At 61.7% G+C, this 14575-nt stretch carries 21 protein-coding genes; 3 read left to right on the forward strand and 18 right to left on the reverse strand.

Features of this window, described 5'->3' with window-relative positions; genetic code table 11:
- Positions 1 to 43 precede the first annotated feature (43 nt).
- On the reverse strand, positions 44 to 793 hold the full coding sequence (otsB, locus tag QM685_RS05680; RefSeq protein ID WP_415113997.1) for a trehalose-phosphatase: 750 nt from the start codon (positions 791 to 793) through the stop codon (positions 44 to 46).
- A gap of 347 nt (positions 794 to 1140) precedes the next feature.
- On the opposite strand from otsB, the gene QM685_RS05685 reads away from it, so the two are divergent.
- The 3 genes from QM685_RS05685 to QM685_RS05695 are packed head-to-tail and all read left to right on the forward strand — an operon-like array spanning position 1141 to position 3293.
- Positions 1141 to 1893, forward strand: coding sequence for an SCO family protein (locus QM685_RS05685; RefSeq protein WP_415113582.1), 753 nt, complete (start codon positions 1141 to 1143; stop codon positions 1891 to 1893).
- An 18-nt stretch (positions 1894 to 1911) separates the two neighbouring features.
- Positions 1912 to 2373, forward strand: a complete 462-nt coding sequence (locus QM685_RS05690) for a copper chaperone PCu(A)C (protein ID WP_415113584.1) — start codon at positions 1912 to 1914, stop codon at positions 2371 to 2373.
- A 35-nt stretch (positions 2374 to 2408) separates the two neighbouring features.
- Positions 2409 to 3293 carry a cytochrome c oxidase assembly protein gene (locus QM685_RS05695; protein WP_415113586.1) on the forward strand — a complete coding sequence of 295 codons (885 nt, stop codon included), beginning with the start codon at positions 2409 to 2411 and terminating at the stop codon, positions 3291 to 3293.
- Positions 3294 to 3348: 55 nt separating this feature from the next.
- Here QM685_RS05695 and QM685_RS05700 read toward each other — a convergent pair whose 3' ends face one another.
- The 17 genes from QM685_RS05700 to QM685_RS05780 all read right to left on the reverse strand — a co-directional run bounded on the left by QM685_RS05700 (position 3349) and on the right by QM685_RS05780 (position 14575).
- Complete coding sequence (locus QM685_RS05700) at positions 3349 to 3849, reverse strand: GNAT family N-acetyltransferase (RefSeq protein ID WP_415113588.1); 501 nt, start codon at positions 3847 to 3849, stop codon at positions 3349 to 3351.
- A 131-nt stretch (positions 3850 to 3980) separates the two neighbouring features.
- A complete protein-coding gene (locus QM685_RS05705; RefSeq protein ID WP_415113590.1) occupies positions 3981 to 4730 on the reverse strand; it encodes a TraB/GumN family protein in 750 nt (249 codons plus the stop codon).
- Between the two features lie 390 nt (positions 4731 to 5120).
- Entirely contained in the window at positions 5121 to 5747 is a 627-nt protein-coding gene (locus QM685_RS05710; RefSeq protein ID WP_415113592.1) for a hypothetical protein, read from the reverse strand.
- Positions 5748 to 5789: 42 nt separating this feature from the next.
- Positions 5790 to 6047, reverse strand: a complete 258-nt coding sequence (locus tag QM685_RS05715; RefSeq protein WP_415113594.1) for a hypothetical protein — start codon at positions 6045 to 6047, stop codon at positions 5790 to 5792.
- Positions 6044 to 6715: a guanylate kinase gene (locus QM685_RS05720; protein ID WP_415113596.1), complete on the reverse strand. Its 672-nt coding sequence runs from the start codon at positions 6713 to 6715 to the stop codon at positions 6044 to 6046. The genes QM685_RS05715 and QM685_RS05720 overlap by 4 nt, the downstream gene beginning before the upstream one ends.
- The gene (locus QM685_RS05725; RefSeq protein WP_415113598.1) at positions 6708 to 6914 is read right to left on the reverse strand and encodes a hypothetical protein; all 207 of its coding nucleotides are present in this window, start codon (positions 6912 to 6914) and stop codon (positions 6708 to 6710) included. Before QM685_RS05725 ends, QM685_RS05720 begins: the two co-directional genes overlap by 8 nt.
- Positions 6914 to 7306 carry a hypothetical protein gene (locus tag QM685_RS05730; protein WP_415113600.1) on the reverse strand — a complete coding sequence of 131 codons (393 nt, stop codon included), beginning with the start codon at positions 7304 to 7306 and terminating at the stop codon, positions 6914 to 6916. The genes QM685_RS05725 and QM685_RS05730 overlap by 1 nt, the downstream gene beginning before the upstream one ends.
- Complete coding sequence (locus QM685_RS05735) at positions 7303 to 7533, reverse strand: hypothetical protein (RefSeq protein ID WP_415113602.1); 231 nt, start codon at positions 7531 to 7533, stop codon at positions 7303 to 7305. The genes QM685_RS05730 and QM685_RS05735 overlap by 4 nt, the downstream gene beginning before the upstream one ends.
- Positions 7530 to 8930, reverse strand: coding sequence for a DNA ligase (locus tag QM685_RS05740; protein WP_415113604.1), 1401 nt, complete (start codon positions 8928 to 8930; stop codon positions 7530 to 7532). Before QM685_RS05740 ends, QM685_RS05735 begins: the two co-directional genes overlap by 4 nt.
- A 21-nt stretch (positions 8931 to 8951) precedes the next feature.
- The gene (locus tag QM685_RS05745; RefSeq protein ID WP_415113606.1) at positions 8952 to 9599 is read right to left on the reverse strand and encodes a hypothetical protein; all 648 of its coding nucleotides are present in this window, start codon (positions 9597 to 9599) and stop codon (positions 8952 to 8954) included.
- A 10-nt stretch (positions 9600 to 9609) separates the two neighbouring features.
- Positions 9610 to 9843, reverse strand: coding sequence for a hypothetical protein (locus QM685_RS05750; RefSeq protein ID WP_415113608.1), 234 nt, complete (start codon positions 9841 to 9843; stop codon positions 9610 to 9612).
- Between the two features lie 2 nt (positions 9844 to 9845).
- Positions 9846 to 10328 (reverse strand): WGR domain-containing protein, encoded by a 483-nt coding sequence (locus QM685_RS05755; protein ID WP_415113610.1) that lies wholly within the window; start codon positions 10326 to 10328, stop codon positions 9846 to 9848.
- 99 nt (positions 10329 to 10427) lie between these two features.
- On the reverse strand, positions 10428 to 11507 hold the full coding sequence (locus QM685_RS05760; protein WP_415113611.1) for a DNA primase: 1080 nt from the start codon (positions 11505 to 11507) through the stop codon (positions 10428 to 10430).
- Positions 11508 to 11681: 174 nt separating this feature from the next.
- Positions 11682 to 11930 carry a crAss001_48 related protein gene (locus tag QM685_RS05765; RefSeq protein ID WP_415113613.1) on the reverse strand — a complete coding sequence of 83 codons (249 nt, stop codon included), beginning with the start codon at positions 11928 to 11930 and terminating at the stop codon, positions 11682 to 11684.
- A complete protein-coding gene (locus QM685_RS05770) occupies positions 11931 to 13340 on the reverse strand; it encodes a DnaB-like helicase C-terminal domain-containing protein (protein ID WP_415113615.1) in 1410 nt (469 codons plus the stop codon).
- On the reverse strand, positions 13337 to 13771 hold the full coding sequence (locus QM685_RS05775; protein ID WP_415113617.1) for an RNA chaperone Hfq: 435 nt from the start codon (positions 13769 to 13771) through the stop codon (positions 13337 to 13339). Before QM685_RS05775 ends, QM685_RS05770 begins: the two co-directional genes overlap by 4 nt.
- A 78-nt stretch (positions 13772 to 13849) precedes the next feature.
- Positions 13850 to 14575, reverse strand: a complete 726-nt coding sequence (locus QM685_RS05780) for a hypothetical protein (RefSeq protein WP_415113619.1) — start codon at positions 14573 to 14575, stop codon at positions 13850 to 13852.

Raw genomic sequence — 14575 nt, forward strand, 5'->3', positions numbered from 1 at the left:
CCGAGGCAGTATGTTGTTTTCGTCGAGCGATGCAGCGCCGGCATTACGCTGCGCGCGCCGCCGCGACAATCGTTTCGAGCCAGTCGAGCAGCGCGCTCACCGAATCGACGCGCGTATGCGCCATCGTCTCGCCGGCTCCCACCTTGATCGACAGGCCACCGCGCTCGTTGACGACCGCGAAGCCCTTCTCGTCCGTCAGATCGTCGCCGGCAAATACCGGCGTGCGGCCGGAGAACGGCAGCTCTTCGAGAAACGCGCGCATCGCGCGGCCTTTGTCGACGTCCTTCGGCTTGATCTCGTAGACCATCTTGCCCGGCTGCAGCACGTACGAACCGGGGTAAGCCGCGACGAGCCGCCCGGTCGCCTCGCGCGCGACGGGCTCGCGGTCCGGTGCGTTGCGGTAGTGCAGCGCGAGCGCCGCGCCCTTGATCTCGAGCAGCATGCCCGGATGTTCGTTGACGACCTGCGCGAGCACCTGCTCCATGCGCAGCAGCCGTTCGTCGTGAAAGCCGATACGTTGCGTGTCGCCGTTCGCGTCGCGCCGCTCTGCGCCATGCAGACCGGCCACCGGCAGATCGGGTATGCCGAGAAAACTGTCGATGCTGTCGATGCCGCGCCCCGACACCACTGCGACCGCGCCGTTCGTGAGACTGCGCAATTCGCGCAGCAGGTCGATCACGCGCGGCTGCACCAGCACGCCGTCCGGCGTGGGGGCGAGTTCGACGAGCGTGCCGTCGAAATCGAAGAAAAATGCCGTCTCGCTCGGAGACAGAACAGCCGGAAGTGCCTGTATCACCTGGGTTCGCCTTTCAGCCTTCTGCGGCCGGAAAAGTGTGCGCATCTTACCGCGCATCCATCAATTTTTCGAGAAAGTAAGCCGGGACTCAAGCCCGCCGGGCAATGCGCGCGGCCGGTTGCGCCGATTACGCTCAAATCCGAAACGATCTCGCTACAGCGGGCTTTCAGCCGCCTGCGTCAAATTGCCTCGCAAGCCGCGCGCCCGGCCCGCCGCGCAACGCTTCGCGTGATTTTGCGCTACAGTCGCTGCCACGCGGAACGTTGCCGTCATCACGGGCATCGTTGCACACTAGCCCATCATGCGTTGCGCACCTGGCAGGCAACAAGAGCGGCGTATTTCGAGTGGCGACGCTGCGTCCCTGCTTCGTTGATTCGCGTTGCCTGTTCCCAATCGAGTCATTGAACCCTGTTTTGTTCCCGATCTTCCCGACCCGCCGCTCGCAGCCCGACTTGTCCCGCTCACGGTCACAGCGGTTGACGCACTGGTTTGCGCGCCGATCCGTACGCCGATTCGCGGTGAGCGCGACGCTGGCCGCGCTCACCACACTGGCAGGCTGCACGCAGCGCGCCGAGCCGTGGCAGTTGACCAACGTGACCGGCCATCTGCCCGATCTGTCGTTCACGCTGACCGCCGACGACGGCCGCCCCGTCACCGGCGATTCGTTCAAGGGCCACACGTCGCTCGTCTATTTCGGCTACACGCATTGCCCGGACGTCTGTCCGGAAACGATGGGCCGCCTGATGCAGGTGCTCGGCAAGCTCGGCCCCGACGCACGGAAAGTGCGCATCCTGTTCATTACCGTCGATCCCGCGCGCGACACGCCGCAAGCGTTGCACGACTATGTCGGCGCGTTCGACGCCCAGCACGCCGAAGGCCTGACCGGCACCGACTGGCAGATCGAGTCGCTCGCGAAGCGCTATCGTGTTGCCTATCAGATGGAAAAGCGCGACCCCAACGGCAATTACGAAGTCACCCACAGTTCCGCCGTCTACGTGTTCGATAGCCGGGGCCGCGCGCGCCTGCTGGCAACCGATCACGACACGCCCGATGCGATCGCGCAGGATCTGCGCCGTATCATCGATGACCAATCCTGATCCTTCTTTCACTCCGTCATGACGATCAAGCTCAAAACGTTCGCCTCCCTCGCCTGCGCGCTCGCGCTCCCGTTCTGTGTCGCATCGGCCGCGCAGGCAGCGGATGCCCACGCGATCAGCGTCAAGAACGCGTGGGTGCGCTGGCTGCCGAACAACCTGCCCGCCGCGGGCTACGCGACGCTCGTCAACGCGGGCGACAAGCCGGTCGATCTCGTCGATATTTCTAGCGACGACTACGGCGACGCGATGCTGCATCAGACGGTATCGAACGGCTCGTCGCAAAAAATGGTGATGGTCGACAAGCTCACGGTGCCCGCGCACGGCCAGGTCGCGATCGCGCCCGGCGGCTATCACGTGATGCTCGAAAACGCGAAGCACAAGGTCGCGCCGGGCGACACCGTCCATCTGACGCTGAAGTTCTCCGACGGCGAAACGCTCACGGCGCCGTTTGCCGTCAAGTCGCCGGCCCAGACCAGGTAGTCGGGTAACCGGCACAACGCGCCGCCGCAATCGCCATGAACCTGCTCTACTGGCTCGATCCCTGGGAGTTTTCGCCGACCGTCGTGATCGCACTGCTGGTGCCCGCGATCCTGTTCGTGCGCGGCGCACGCAAGGCGCGGCTATCGCTCGCGCGACGTCTGTCGTTCTGGTTCGGGCTGGTGGCGCTGTATGTCGTGCTGCACACGCGGCTCGATTATTTCTTCGAGCATGAGTTCTTCATGCATCGCCTGCAGCACCTGGTGCTACATCATCTCGGGCCGTTCTTCATCGCGCTGTCGTATCCGGGCGCGGCGTTGCGCGCGGGCATTCCATTGCGCTGGCGGCAGCGCTTCGTACAGCCCGCGCTGCGGATGCCGCTCGTGCGCAAGGTAATCGACATCGTCATGCATCCGGTCGTCGCGGTCACGCTATTCGTCGGGCTGATTTATTTCTGGCTGATGTCGCCGATTCATTTCATCGCGATGCTCGACTGGCGGATCTATCGCGTGATGAACTGGAGCATGGTGATCGACGGCCTGCTGTTCTGGTGGCTCGTGCTCGATCCGAGGCCCGCGCCGCCCGCGCGTCTGTCGCCCGGCAAGCGCGTGCTCGTCGTGATCGCCGCGATTCCGCCGCAGATCATCCTCGGCGCCTTCATCTTTTTCACGCCGCACGAGCTGTATCCGATCTATTCGATCTGCGGCCGCGCGTTCACCTGGCTCAGCCCGATACGCGATCAGCAGATCGGCGGACTATTGCTGTGGATTCCGGGTTCGATGATGAGCGTGATCGGCGCGCTGATCGCGTTGCGTCACTGGATGCGGCTGTCGGCGCGAGGACGGCTGCGCGCCGAACGGCGCACGCGAACGGCGCGCGGCATCGCGCACGGCGCATCGACCGCGGCGAATGGGCATCGCTGACGCGCGCTGCTGAACGCGCTAATGCATGCGCGTAGGCGACATGCCAGGCTCGCGTTCAGGCCGAACGCATCCACACATGCGCAATGCCGTCCTCGTCATGAATCTCCGAGACCGGCTCGAAGCCGAACGCACCGTAGAAACCCTGCAGATGCGCCTGCGCATGCAGGCGGATCGGCGTATCGGGCCACTGCGCGCGAATATGCGAGATCGAACGTTCGAGCATCGCATTGCCGAGACCGATGCCGCGAAACGGCGCGGTCGTCAGCACACGGCCGATGCGTACATCGGCATCCGACGCATCCGGCAATAACACGCGCAGATAAGCGGCGAGCGGCGGCAACGCCGCATCGACGCCGGTACCGTAAGCGAGCAGATGCCAGGCTTGCATGTCGAGTCCGTCGATATCGCCATACACGCAGTTCTGTTCGACGACGAACACCGCGCTGCGCGCGGCGAGCATGTCATAGACTTCGACGCTCGTGAGGTCCGCAAAGGGTTTCCAGCGCCATGCGAGTTGGGCGAGCCGCGCGGCGGCGGTTTGCTGCGAATCAGTCATCAGGGGCTTTCAGAAAAAAATGCGCGACCGCGCGTGGCAACGATCCGCAATTATGCCGTGCGCGCCGGCCGCGGGCTATGACGCGCACCAGCCGCGAACCGGAAGCAGGCAGCTTCGCTTCGGGCACGCACTCAAAGCATCGGTTCGACGGGCCGTGCGAGGCATTCGATCAGATTGCCGGGGCCACACAGATGCAGCGCGCCGACCACCACGAGCGTGCGCCCGGACGTCGCGGCCAGATCTTCGAGGCGCGTTGCCCATGCGCGATTACGCACGTCGAGTATCGCTTGACGGATACCGGGAAGATTGAACATCGGCGATCCAGCGGCGATACGCTGCACTGCCTGCAGGTCCCCCGCCAGCCACGCGGTGTGCATCTGTTCGAGCGTGCGCTGCGGCTCGCCACGATCGGCCACCAGCATCGCGAGCGCGGCGGCAAGCGCGTCGAGTGGAATCGATTCGAGCGCGGCGACCACCTCTTGCGCGGTCTCAAGATACCGATAGGGCTTGGCCTGCGCGATCGCCGAGCGCAGCATGCGCGGTTCGACGCCTTCGACGACCTGCTGCAGCAGCATCGGCGCGACGATCAGCGCGGCCCACGGACGCAGATCTTCGAGCGGCGCCAGCGGTCCTTCAGCCGGCCAGAGCATGTGCAGTTGCGTCCACGCGTCGGCGCTCATCAACGGTTGCAGTTGCCCGGCGCGAGGTGGCGCGCCGGCTTTCAGAAACGGCAGGATCGTCGCCGGATCGGATTCGAATATCAGCGTGTCGGCCCAGTCATAGGCGTCGGTGACCCATGGGGGCGTTCGACGGCTCGTCGCGGGAAAAAGATGCATCGAGCCAAGCAGGCGCACAGGCGTGCCGGTGAGTTGCAGGTACATGCGGCTCCGGTAAAAACGGGCGATGACGATGCTGCGATTTTATCGCCCGCTTTGAATGTGACGCGCCAATCTGTATCGCGCCTACTGACAATTACCATGTCCTGAACAACGCCGCGACGCAGTCGATCAAATCCGCGATCAACTTCTGATTGATTCGAGCATCGACGCCGGCACGCGAATCAGAAAGAAAAGAAATAGAAAAAAGAAAAGCCCCGACAAGTCGGGGCTTTTCTTTACATCAACGACTGGAGGCGCGAGCCGGAGTCGAACCGGCCTAAACGGCTTTGCAGGCCGCTGCATAACCAATAAAATCAATTACTTACAGCCATTGCCAACCGTGTGCCAACTTGTGCAGTGCAACAATGCCAATGGCCCTGGAGAATGACCGTTCTACTCGAACCAGTGAGCCCGCTCCATATCGAGATCGATTCCGGCGATCGTTCGATAGGCTTTTCTCAGCTCCGGCCACTCCATGTCAAAGATCGCTGCCAGCTCCAGCGAAAGACCAAAGAGCGGAGCCGGCGCGCCGTTCATAGTCTGCCAGAAGACATAGGGCGTGCCCAGATGCCGCGGGGCGAGTCTCAGAAGCTCCCGCGCGATCTTCGACAGATGACCCTCGCGCAGCACCTTCGCCTTCTCCCAGGTGAGTGAGATGACTTCATCGATCTCCAGGTCAGCTTCCAGACCGAACAGCACCGCTGCCGGCCGGGGCCGTTCTAACTGCTCCAGACCCTTTCTGAGGTCGCCAAGCGTCATGCGTGCGAGCGGGATAGTGAAGTCGAGCACTGGCACGTGCGGGATGCTCCCCTTCACGTGGGCCGCCTTCAGTTCGCCGAGAATGGTTTCGAGAATGACCTTGGCCTCTTCGCCGTGACCGTCGAAAGTGAGGCGGGTCTGAAATGCGATGAACTGGGCCGGCACGATCTGGTCGACCGGCTTCGTCCATAGAGGGGATTGTGCGATGGGCGAATTGCCCAGGAGGGAAGAAAGATCCCCGATGTCTTTGAGCGCCTGCATGTTGTTCTCCAGAGGCGCCCAAAGATACCACAGGGTGTAAAGCTAGTCCGCCTTAACTTTCTCTTGCAGGTCTTTCAGTGTGGCGATGCGCTCGGCCGACTGCTTCGTCAGCCTCTCCAGTGTGCGACGCAGTTCCTGCATCTTCATAGCCATGAAGCGCGTGATGCCGGCGAGCATGCTGCACGTGCTGAGCGCCGATAGCCCACTAGCGATCAGCACCTGGTCGGTCGTGAGATTGCTATGGAACAGCGCATAGACCAACACCCCGAAAGCGCCGAACGAGAGAGCGAACCACCTCATGCCGCCACCTGCCGGATCGGTCGCAGCTTACGCATGTCCGCGTAGCCGGTCACGTGCGCCTTGATGACCTCGACCGCCGACTCCTGATTCTCCTGGTTGAAAACCGGCACGTAGACGTTGATCTCCTCGCTCTTGATGAGCTTCGCCCACGACTGCTCGGTCGAAAGCATTTCAGACAGACGGGAAGCGTAGCTCTTAAGCACCTTCGCCGCGTCGTCGGGGCTCTTGCTTATCATCGCTTCGGCGACGTCTACGCCCGCGCGTTTCATGAAGCGATCGGCGATCACCTGCGGCGGGTTGTCGACATAGACGGCGATGTGGCGCACGTCGTTCGCTTTCGACCAGGCGCTGATCTGGCGCAGCCCTTCCGGCTCGCACACCAGCACGACGTCCTTCCCGGCCTCGAACGCACGCTTCGCCTCGCGCACGCTGAGCCCGTAGTAGTTGCCGCCGAACCGCACGTGCTCGATGAACGCTTCCTGCGTGACGAGACGCCTGAACTGGCTCTCGTCCACGAAGTAGTAGTTCTGGCCGTCGACTTCGCCCTCGCGCGGGGCTCGCGTGGTAGTGCTGATGAGGCTCGTGAACCCTTCGCCCTTCAGCAGCCCTTCCAGGGTCGTCTTGCCCGAGCAGGAGGGGCCGGTCAGGGTGATGATCGTGTTACGCATTGGCTTTCTCCTCTGCCGGCTTCACCGCCAGCTTGGTCGTGATGATTTCCAGAAAGCGGCACATCGTGATGATGTCCACTTCCTGTCCGTGCTTGTTGATGACTTTGATCTGTGTGCCGATCATCCCGCGTTGCGGCGGGAGAACGACGTGCCGCCAGGGCATCGTTGCTTGCAGCGCCTTGAATTCCTTTTCGTCCATCAGATCACCATCTTTTCCAGGTTCAGGGGCATCGGTGAATCCGGCCCCTGTGATTCGAATGCGTGAAACGCGAGCTTGCGCATGTCATCCAGGTGCGCGCGGATCGCTGCCACTTCTGCTGCGTGACCGCTCGACACTTCACCGCTCGATGGACGCAACCCCGCTTTGTAGAGAGCGTCGAGCAGGGCTTGTGCGCCACGGTGCGTGAGTGTCATCATCGGCTCGGGCGGCATCATTTCGCCGGGCGCAACGCTGTGGATCGTCGGCGCGGTCAACGCCCCGAAGACGCCAGCCCCGCCGGCGTGCCTGTAGCTGAGTGCCTGGATGTCGTAGCCGCCCGCGGCGAGGTTCTCAATCGCGCGGGCCTCCTCGATGTGCAGTAAGGCGCTCAAGCTGCCTCCTGGACGAGACCGCACCATTCAACGTCCTGATCGATCGCGATACCCTTATTGGCCAGCCACTCACAAGTCGGCGACGCATCGGCAGCACAACGTCCCCAGCGCCACTTCTTTCCGTCCCAGTAGCGCCAGAAGGTGCCGTTGTCCGTGCGGACCAGATACACGCCCTGGTGAACCGGCTTCGTGCTCTCCGGGAACCACGCCGTCAGACGTTCGCTCATGCCGCCTCCGCGAGTTCCGGCATCTTCTCGCCGCGCACCGCAGCGTCCCGCTGCGCATAGACTTCTTCCAGCGTGTCGGCCTGCTCCTTGTCGATGCGATACCAGTCTTCCGCCATACGCGGCAGGAACAGCGAGTGCAGCGGGTTGCTGTCGGACGGCTCCATGATTTCGTTGAAGCGCACGGTCCAGATGCGTTCGAGGAACACGCTGGGGTCTGCCTCGATGGCGTCGCGCAGCTTCTCGTTCTTCACGGCCACGTTTACGCTCAGCAGGCCGTCGCGCGTTTCCATCGTGATGCGGCCAGGGCGGCCTTCGTTCTTCGTGCCATCTTCGCCAGGTAGAATTGCCTTCGTGACGAGATCGATATCCACTTCGAGTTTGAGCTTGACCACGTCCGGGTTGCCGCCGCTCGTGTCCTTCCAGAAGCCGGTGCCGTTCTTCAGCACCGTGCCCTCCTTGCCCTCGCCCTGAAGGCTCATGCAGTGCGCGTAGGCTTCCTTCAGCGAGTAGACGATCTTCGTCGGGATTAGGCGCACCGACGTCGCCGGATGCTTGACCAGTTGGCCCAACAGGCTCTTGAAGCGTTCGCGATACGGCACCTCGTGCTTGCCCTTCGGCTGCACGGCCGTCAGCGGAATCTGGTCCCACGCGAAGAACACCGGCACCTCGTTCTCAGCGAAGTTGCCGCCTGCGAGGATGCTGTTCATGATGCCGTTGCTGGTCGCCCGGTCCGCGATCACGCCGTCCACCATCACGACGATTTCGCCGTGCGTCTGGGTGCCCCGCGCGAGCGTCGCCCGGATGTCCTCGACCATCTTGCTGAACTGCTCGATCGGCAGCTCGTTGCCCTGGCGTGTGGTCAGACGAACGACACCGGCCGTGTCGTGGTCGACGTTCGTGAACATGCCGTCGGCCTTCTGCTGACTGAATGCGCCGGCCGCCCAGTCCCATTCGTCGAACTTCGCTTTGGCGGGCAGCACACAGCGCATATAGGGATAGGTCTTGATCGCCCCCTTCATGGCCTTGTTGACGGTCTCGGCCGAAAAGCCCGCGCGTAGGTCTTTCTTGATGATGCGCCAGAACAGTTCGCTCGATGCGGGTTCGAGGCGGATCATTTCGCCAGCCACTGCCTGGATTGCATTGTTGCCTGTCAGCCGGCGAGCGGCCAGATCGTCGATGATGCCCCACGTGCCCACGTCGAACAGCCCATCTCCTTCAAGTGCGCCTACTACCGGACGCTTGCTGATGCCGTAGCTGGTGATCGGGTCGAGCGCGGCGACGAGCACGCGCAGCGCTGCCTCGTCCTTGACGAGCTGGCCGACCAGCGCCGTCTTCTCGTTCTTGCTGGACGTCGCCGCGATGGTCTCGATCGCGAGGAAGATTTCTTTCGAATGCATGATGCTCCTTTTGTGTGCTTGTTATGCGGTGGCGCGGGCTTCGCGCTGGCGTTTTGCGAATTCGAGCAGTGATTCGCCCGGCATTGGCTTGAGCGACGGGGCCGAGCCGGTCGACTTCAGCGGCTCGCCGATCGTCTCGATGAAGGGCTTTTCGGCGGGCCTGGGTGCCGGTTCTGCGGCTTTGGGCGGCTCTGCTGCCGTCTCGGCCATTGCCGCGTTGATGGCTGCCGCATAGCCGCCTTCGACCGATGCGACGACCGGTGCCGGCGCGGCAGCCTTCGCGGGCTCGGTGCGCTTCGGCGCGGCCTTCGGGCGGGCAGCTTTCAGTTCGTCGAGGAAGGCGGACGAGATCGGCTGCTTGTTCTGTTCCGCGATCCACTCGTTGAGCTTCGAGCGGTTGACGTAGTAGAGAGCGCGGCCTTCAAGGCGCTCGTTCTCGCGCATGTGGAAGGCGGGGCACGTGCGACCGTTGATCGCCGCTTCACAGCCGCCGAGCTGACCCTCGAGCCGGCGCTCCTCGACTGCCTTGATCTTGTTCAGGCAGACCGCATAACCAGGGCGGTGACCGCCAGCCTCGCAATAGTCGAGGTAGTGCGCGTTGTCGCCGCGCATGCTCGCGTCCGGCGGGTAGAGCGTGTCGTCCTTGACCGGGAATTTCGTGTCGGGCATCGCCCTCTCCTTACCAAGAGCCCCACTCGGGGCGGATTTCTTCGAATGCCTGTTTGCTATCGGCGTGGGCGCGCAGCATGTTGGCGAACGTGTTGATGACGGCTTTCTTCTGCGCGGCCTGGCGGATCACGCTGCCCAGGCGGAACTTCGCGTCGAACTCAACCAGCTTGCGAACGTCGGGCGACATGCCTTCGAGCAGCTTCTCCGCGCCTTTGGCCTGTTCAAGGCGGAACGCTTCGCTCATGCTCACCACGACCCCCAGTGCTCGCCGCGGTCAGGCTCGGGGCCGGCTTCTTCCTCCGGCTTCACGAAGCCGTCGTTGTCCATAGACTTCTCGACCTTGCCGCTCGGGTCGATCGCCGCTTTCTCGACGATGTCGGCGCGTTCGGCGCTGGTGCTGTAATGGTCCGGCAACAGGCTAAGCACCTGAGTCTCGTTGTATGTGCTGCCTCCGTAGCGGTGAAAGCCGAACTTTCCGGGCTGGCGCGAGTAGCCGCCCTTGATCTTGGCGTTCATCTGCTTGCGCGCAGAATCCGCCATTGCGCCGGCGCTCTTATGCTCAAGGATCTGAATCTGTCCACCTGCGCCGAGCGCGTGACTGATCTTTCCCCACCGACGCACCTCCACAAAGCGCTTAGCGCCCGCATTAGCAATCTCGATGATTTCGTAGAACTTTGTCCCACCGCTGTGTGGCAGATAGTGACTGCTGACTACGATGTCTTTGCCCATAAAACCTCGCTTCGCGCTACTGTCGCGCTCTCAATAGAAAGCATTCTAAGAATCGAACGCAGGGAAGTATAGTCAGTTTTGACTATCCACAATGGCAATTCAACGACCGTGAGTCAGCCTCATGCGAGTGGCGGTCTTGGGGTTGATCACCGTCGCGCGCCAGAACGCGTCACGCACCACTGAGGGCGCAACTTCGTTCGGGTCGCGATCCTTTGGCAGGATCGCCACGCGCGCGCGAATGCCGTGCGATTTGACCATCAGAGCCGCTTCGATCGCGGCGTCGATCGCCTTGTCCTCGCCGTCCCACATGAACGTGACTTCCTCGAGCCCCTTCTCGCGCAGTTCCATGAGGCGAGCCATCTGTGATTTGTCATCGCCGTTGGACAGGTGCTTGCCGAAGCTGCCGATGGGCACGACGTCCCGCAAGTGCATGTCGCCGTCGAGCGCGATCTTGGTGGCCGCCACGTCGAACACCCCTTCGCCAATACACGCGCGCTTCGCACCGATGGCGTTCTGGCCGTTGTAGATGACCGAACCGGTCGAAGCGAAGCCCGGCGGGAACAGATACTTTTTCTCGGACTCGTCCGTAATGTCACGCCCCTGAAACGTCACGAGATCGCCCTCGAGATCGAACACGGGGATGATCACGCGATTGGAATAATCCTGTGAGCGCCGGCGGCCGTCATCGTCCGTATACCAAAACTTGCCCTTCTGGCAGAAGCGCAGGTTGAAATATGAGGCGATCCGCCCAGTGATGTTCCGGTTGTCCAGATACTTCAGGTTGCGCCCGCTGTGCGGCAATGCGATCGACTCAGGGAGCTTGAGCGTGTCCATGTTGACCGCGACAGCCGTCTTCTTCGCCGGCCGCCAGCCCTGTTGCTTCGCAAACTGCTTGATGTGGTCGATCACGTCGCGGTTGTGCGGCGCATTCAGCGAAGCCTTGATGAAGCTCCACTTATTGAACTTCGCCTCGCAATCGCCCGCAAAGCAGTTGCCGAGCCCCGTTTCAAGGCCGATGTAGACCTTCCAGTTCGAGTTGCCGCAGCAGGGGCATTCCTTGACGTTTGCCTGCCGACCGCGGGCGCCGCGAGCCTGCTTGTAGACGATGCCCTGATCGTCGAGCCAGGACTCGATATCAATCTGCTCAAGCGCTTCCGCGAGTTCGGTGTTGTCGCTCATACGTGAGACATATTTATTCAGTTGCGCGCACGATACGCGCGAAAGACAGGAGTCAGTGAGACCCCTGTCGTGTTGCCTAGCCGCACAACAATGCGAGCAGCGTGATGAGGATCGGCACACCGATGCGACCGGTGAACAGGATCATCAGAAGCAGGAAGATCCAGGGATGTGCCATCAGAAGCGGGCGATACGATCGCCGAGCACGCCCGAAAGCTGCTTCATGATTGAATACTGATAGCGCAGCAGGAACTTATCCTCGTCCTCCAGACGGGCAAAGACCGCGCTATCGAAGAACTTGGCCAACGCCTCGAGCCGCGTGTCGTTCTGCGCCTTCTCGTTGACTACCCGTTGTTGGTGCGACATCAACGTGCCGTAGCCCGCCGCTACCGCATCCTTCTCTTTCTCGCCGTTATTCACGCCCATTTATTCCACCCTCAGAATGTTCTTGATGAATGTCATGGTCGCCATGTCCTGCTGGATGAACACGGTGAACCCTGACTCCTGATTACGCGACGCCGCAAAGTAAAGCCGCGCCTCGTTCTTGCTCCGCTCCTCATCGGTGATGTTGATGGAGATCACCAGGTCGGCAATACGGATGCGGTTGAAGTCTTCCGCGACGTGCTCGGCTTTCGCCACCGTCGACTTGAAGCCCTCGCGGTTCGTCTGCGTCGCCGACAGCATCGCGAAGCCTTCGACCAGCGCGATCGCCCGCATGTCCGTGTAGATGGACTTCGAGTTTTCCACCGAATCCTGTGTGCGGTAGTTCGGCGCCATGATGTCGAGATAGTCGACGACGACCAGGTCGAAGATGACGCCCTTCGCCTTGTAGCTGTCGATCAGTGCCTGCATCGAATTCGGCGTGAACTTCGACGACGGGAACTCGTGGACCTTCAGCAGACCCGATCTGGCTCGAACCGCCTTGATCTTGCTCGCCGTGTCATGGATGTTCTTCAGGAGTTCCTTGATCAGGTTCTCCGAGATCGACGCATCCAGACGCTTTGCAATCACGTCCGCGGCCAGCTCCAGCGTCACATACAGGACGTTCTTGCCCTGGAGCGAGGCGTTCTTCGCAAAGTTGATCAGCGCCGTTGACTTGCCCGCCTTTGCACCACCCATCAGGAGCGTCAGCTCCTTGCGGCCGAAGCCCTTGTGCATGAGCAGGTCGTCGAGCTTCGTCAGCCCCGTCGAGATACCCTTCGGGGGCGTCTTGCCGCTCACTTCGTCGAGGCGTTCCTCAGTGCGGGCCTCGATCATCGACCAGTAGTCGTAGCCGTCATCGGCCTCGTTCAGCCCGACGTCGTAGGCTTCCTTGATCGCCTTGAGGATCGGGTCGAACTTCTTCTTCTCCAGCAGACTGACCGAGGACAGGATTGCCTGCCCCACCGCCTGGTGACGCGCAAATTCGGCAACCTTCTCCGCGACATACTCCCGGTCAGCAACCGAACCATCCTTGATCTGCTTGAAGACCCGCACCACTTCGCCCGCGGTGTCTTTCTTCATTCGGGCGTTCGTAACCGCATCACGAATCAGCGTCGGGAAGACGGTCGGTTCAGGAACACGCTTGAAACGCTCAAAATAACGCAGCACGAGCTCCACAACCCCCGCTTCACCCGCTGACTCGAAATACTCGGGCTTCAGCAGGTGCGACGCCTGACGCATGAATTCCGTGTCGCGCAGCGCGAGCGTGGCGATTGTGGTCTGAAACTGCTCGTCAAACTCGAACTTCTCAACCTCTGCTTCAGGTTCGACCGGCGCGGTGGTGGCGCCGGTGTAAGCGGCGCCCACCATCTTCGCGACCGAGTCCTCGACGCTCTCGATGGTGGCTGTGGTCATTGCACAGCGCCTTCCTCAGCCTGCACGCGCGGGCGCGGCAGCGGAATGAAGCGCTGAATTGCATGCTTGTAGACCACGTTAGTTTCCGTCTCGCCCGTCACGTGCGTCTCAGCGTCCAGCGAGATCGTGTATTTGTCGTGTGCGCGAATCTTTCCGACCAATGTTGCATCCTCGTCACGCAGATGCACCCTGATCCGCGCGCCCGACTCGTGCAGCGCCTTCAGGAAGGCTTCGTGACCCTTCGGGGAGTTCGTGGGCTTGGTGCGCGCGGGGCGGCGGTTCGCCGGGTTCACGCTGTCCATGCAATCCAGACGGCGACCTGGACTGAGCGACAGACGGGGGCGCGAAGTCTGCTCCGTGTCGTCATCGACACGTGCCATGCGGGCGCCTTCACGAAGTTGTTCGGCGCGCTCTTGGTCGTAGGTGTTCATACTGCTCTCCAACAGGGGAAATGGGTCAATCGAAACTGCTTCACGTTCGCAGCTAAGTATAGTCAGTTTTGACTATCGTTAACCGGCGAGTGAAAGCGCTTCGTTAACTATTCCCGGTGGAAAGGCCCGTAGCGCGGCCTCGATCCGGAGCACTCCATAGGTATAGAGTGCGGCGCTCAGCGAATACTGTTTGTGGATTCGCTGGTTGATCTGGCCGATCAGGAAGTTCTCGTAGGCAATCTGATCGCTGTGGCCGAACCAGCTAGAGGCCAGATACCGCTCGTCCTTGCAGATCTGCAGGCTGTTGCGGCACTCCTCCTCCCAGGCCAGAGCCACATCAGCCAATAACTCGTCGTTGGCGTTGATGTGCGCCGGCCGCGGTGCGTGATGCCAGTTGTGCGCCACCTTCCAGGTCATAGCCTGACGCAGGAAAAATTCATAACGAATGCCGAGCTGATCTGCCGTTTGTCGGAGTTGCCACAGCGACTTGCGCTCCTTCGCTTCCATGAAGTCCTGGCCCTTGAACGGTTTCATGTAGCGACCGCGCTCGTGATCTTTCGTCATGCGCATGAAGTCCTGATACGCGCGCTCGTAGCACTTGGCGAACAGGTAAGTCGCCTTCACCGGGTGCATGCGCCGGTAGTCGAACCACTTCAGCCCGAGCAGTTCGGGTTCCTTCTTCAGGAGCTTGCCGTCGATGTTCTGGATCGCCGCGACTTCGCAGTGCAGAAACGACAGGTCGTGTCCGAAGAATTCTCCAAACCATTCCGTGAGCTTTGGTTCGGTGATCGCGGGTTGGGTCAT

The organism is Paraburkholderia sp. (genome assembly GCF_047605525.1).
Lineage (GTDB): Bacteria > Pseudomonadota > Gammaproteobacteria > Burkholderiales > Burkholderiaceae > Paraburkholderia.

Coding starts and splice junctions, on each gene's coding strand:
- QM685_RS05690 (WP_415113584.1), top strand. CDS start 1,912: ATGACGATCAAGCTCAAAACGTTCGCCTCCCTCGCCTGCGCGCTCGCG.
- QM685_RS05695 (WP_415113586.1), top strand. CDS start 2,409: ATGAACCTGCTCTACTGGCTCGATCCCTGGGAGTTTTCGCCGACCGTC.
- QM685_RS05700 (WP_415113588.1), bottom strand. CDS start 3,849: ATGACTGATTCGCAGCAAACCGCCGCCGCGCGGCTCGCCCAACTCGCA.
- QM685_RS05705 (WP_415113590.1), bottom strand. CDS start 4,730: ATGTACCTGCAACTCACCGGCACGCCTGTGCGCCTGCTTGGCTCGATG.
- QM685_RS05710 (WP_415113592.1), bottom strand. CDS start 5,747: ATGCAGGCGCTCAAAGACATCGGGGATCTTTCTTCCCTCCTGGGCAAT.
- QM685_RS05715 (WP_415113594.1), bottom strand. CDS start 6,047: ATGAGGTGGTTCGCTCTCTCGTTCGGCGCTTTCGGGGTGTTGGTCTAT.
- QM685_RS05720 (WP_415113596.1), bottom strand. CDS start 6,715: ATGCGTAACACGATCATCACCCTGACCGGCCCCTCCTGCTCGGGCAAG.
- QM685_RS05725 (WP_415113598.1), bottom strand. CDS start 6,914: ATGGACGAAAAGGAATTCAAGGCGCTGCAAGCAACGATGCCCTGGCGG.
- QM685_RS05735 (WP_415113602.1), bottom strand. CDS start 7,533: ATGAGCGAACGTCTGACGGCGTGGTTCCCGGAGAGCACGAAGCCGGTT.
- QM685_RS05740 (WP_415113604.1), bottom strand. CDS start 8,930: ATGCATTCGAAAGAAATCTTCCTCGCGATCGAGACCATCGCGGCGACG.
- QM685_RS05745 (WP_415113606.1), bottom strand. CDS start 9,599: ATGCCCGACACGAAATTCCCGGTCAAGGACGACACGCTCTACCCGCCG.
- QM685_RS05750 (WP_415113608.1), bottom strand. CDS start 9,843: ATGAGCGAAGCGTTCCGCCTTGAACAGGCCAAAGGCGCGGAGAAGCTG.
- QM685_RS05755 (WP_415113610.1), bottom strand. CDS start 10,328: ATGGGCAAAGACATCGTAGTCAGCAGTCACTATCTGCCACACAGCGGT.
- QM685_RS05760 (WP_415113611.1), bottom strand. CDS start 11,507: ATGAGCGACAACACCGAACTCGCGGAAGCGCTTGAGCAGATTGATATC.
- QM685_RS05765 (WP_415113613.1), bottom strand. CDS start 11,930: ATGGGCGTGAATAACGGCGAGAAAGAGAAGGATGCGGTAGCGGCGGGC.
- QM685_RS05770 (WP_415113615.1), bottom strand. CDS start 13,340: ATGACCACAGCCACCATCGAGAGCGTCGAGGACTCGGTCGCGAAGATG.
- QM685_RS05775 (WP_415113617.1), bottom strand. CDS start 13,771: ATGAACACCTACGACCAAGAGCGCGCCGAACAACTTCGTGAAGGCGCC.
- QM685_RS05780 (WP_415113619.1), bottom strand. CDS start 14,575: ATGACCCAACCCGCGATCACCGAACCAAAGCTCACGGAATGGTTTGGA.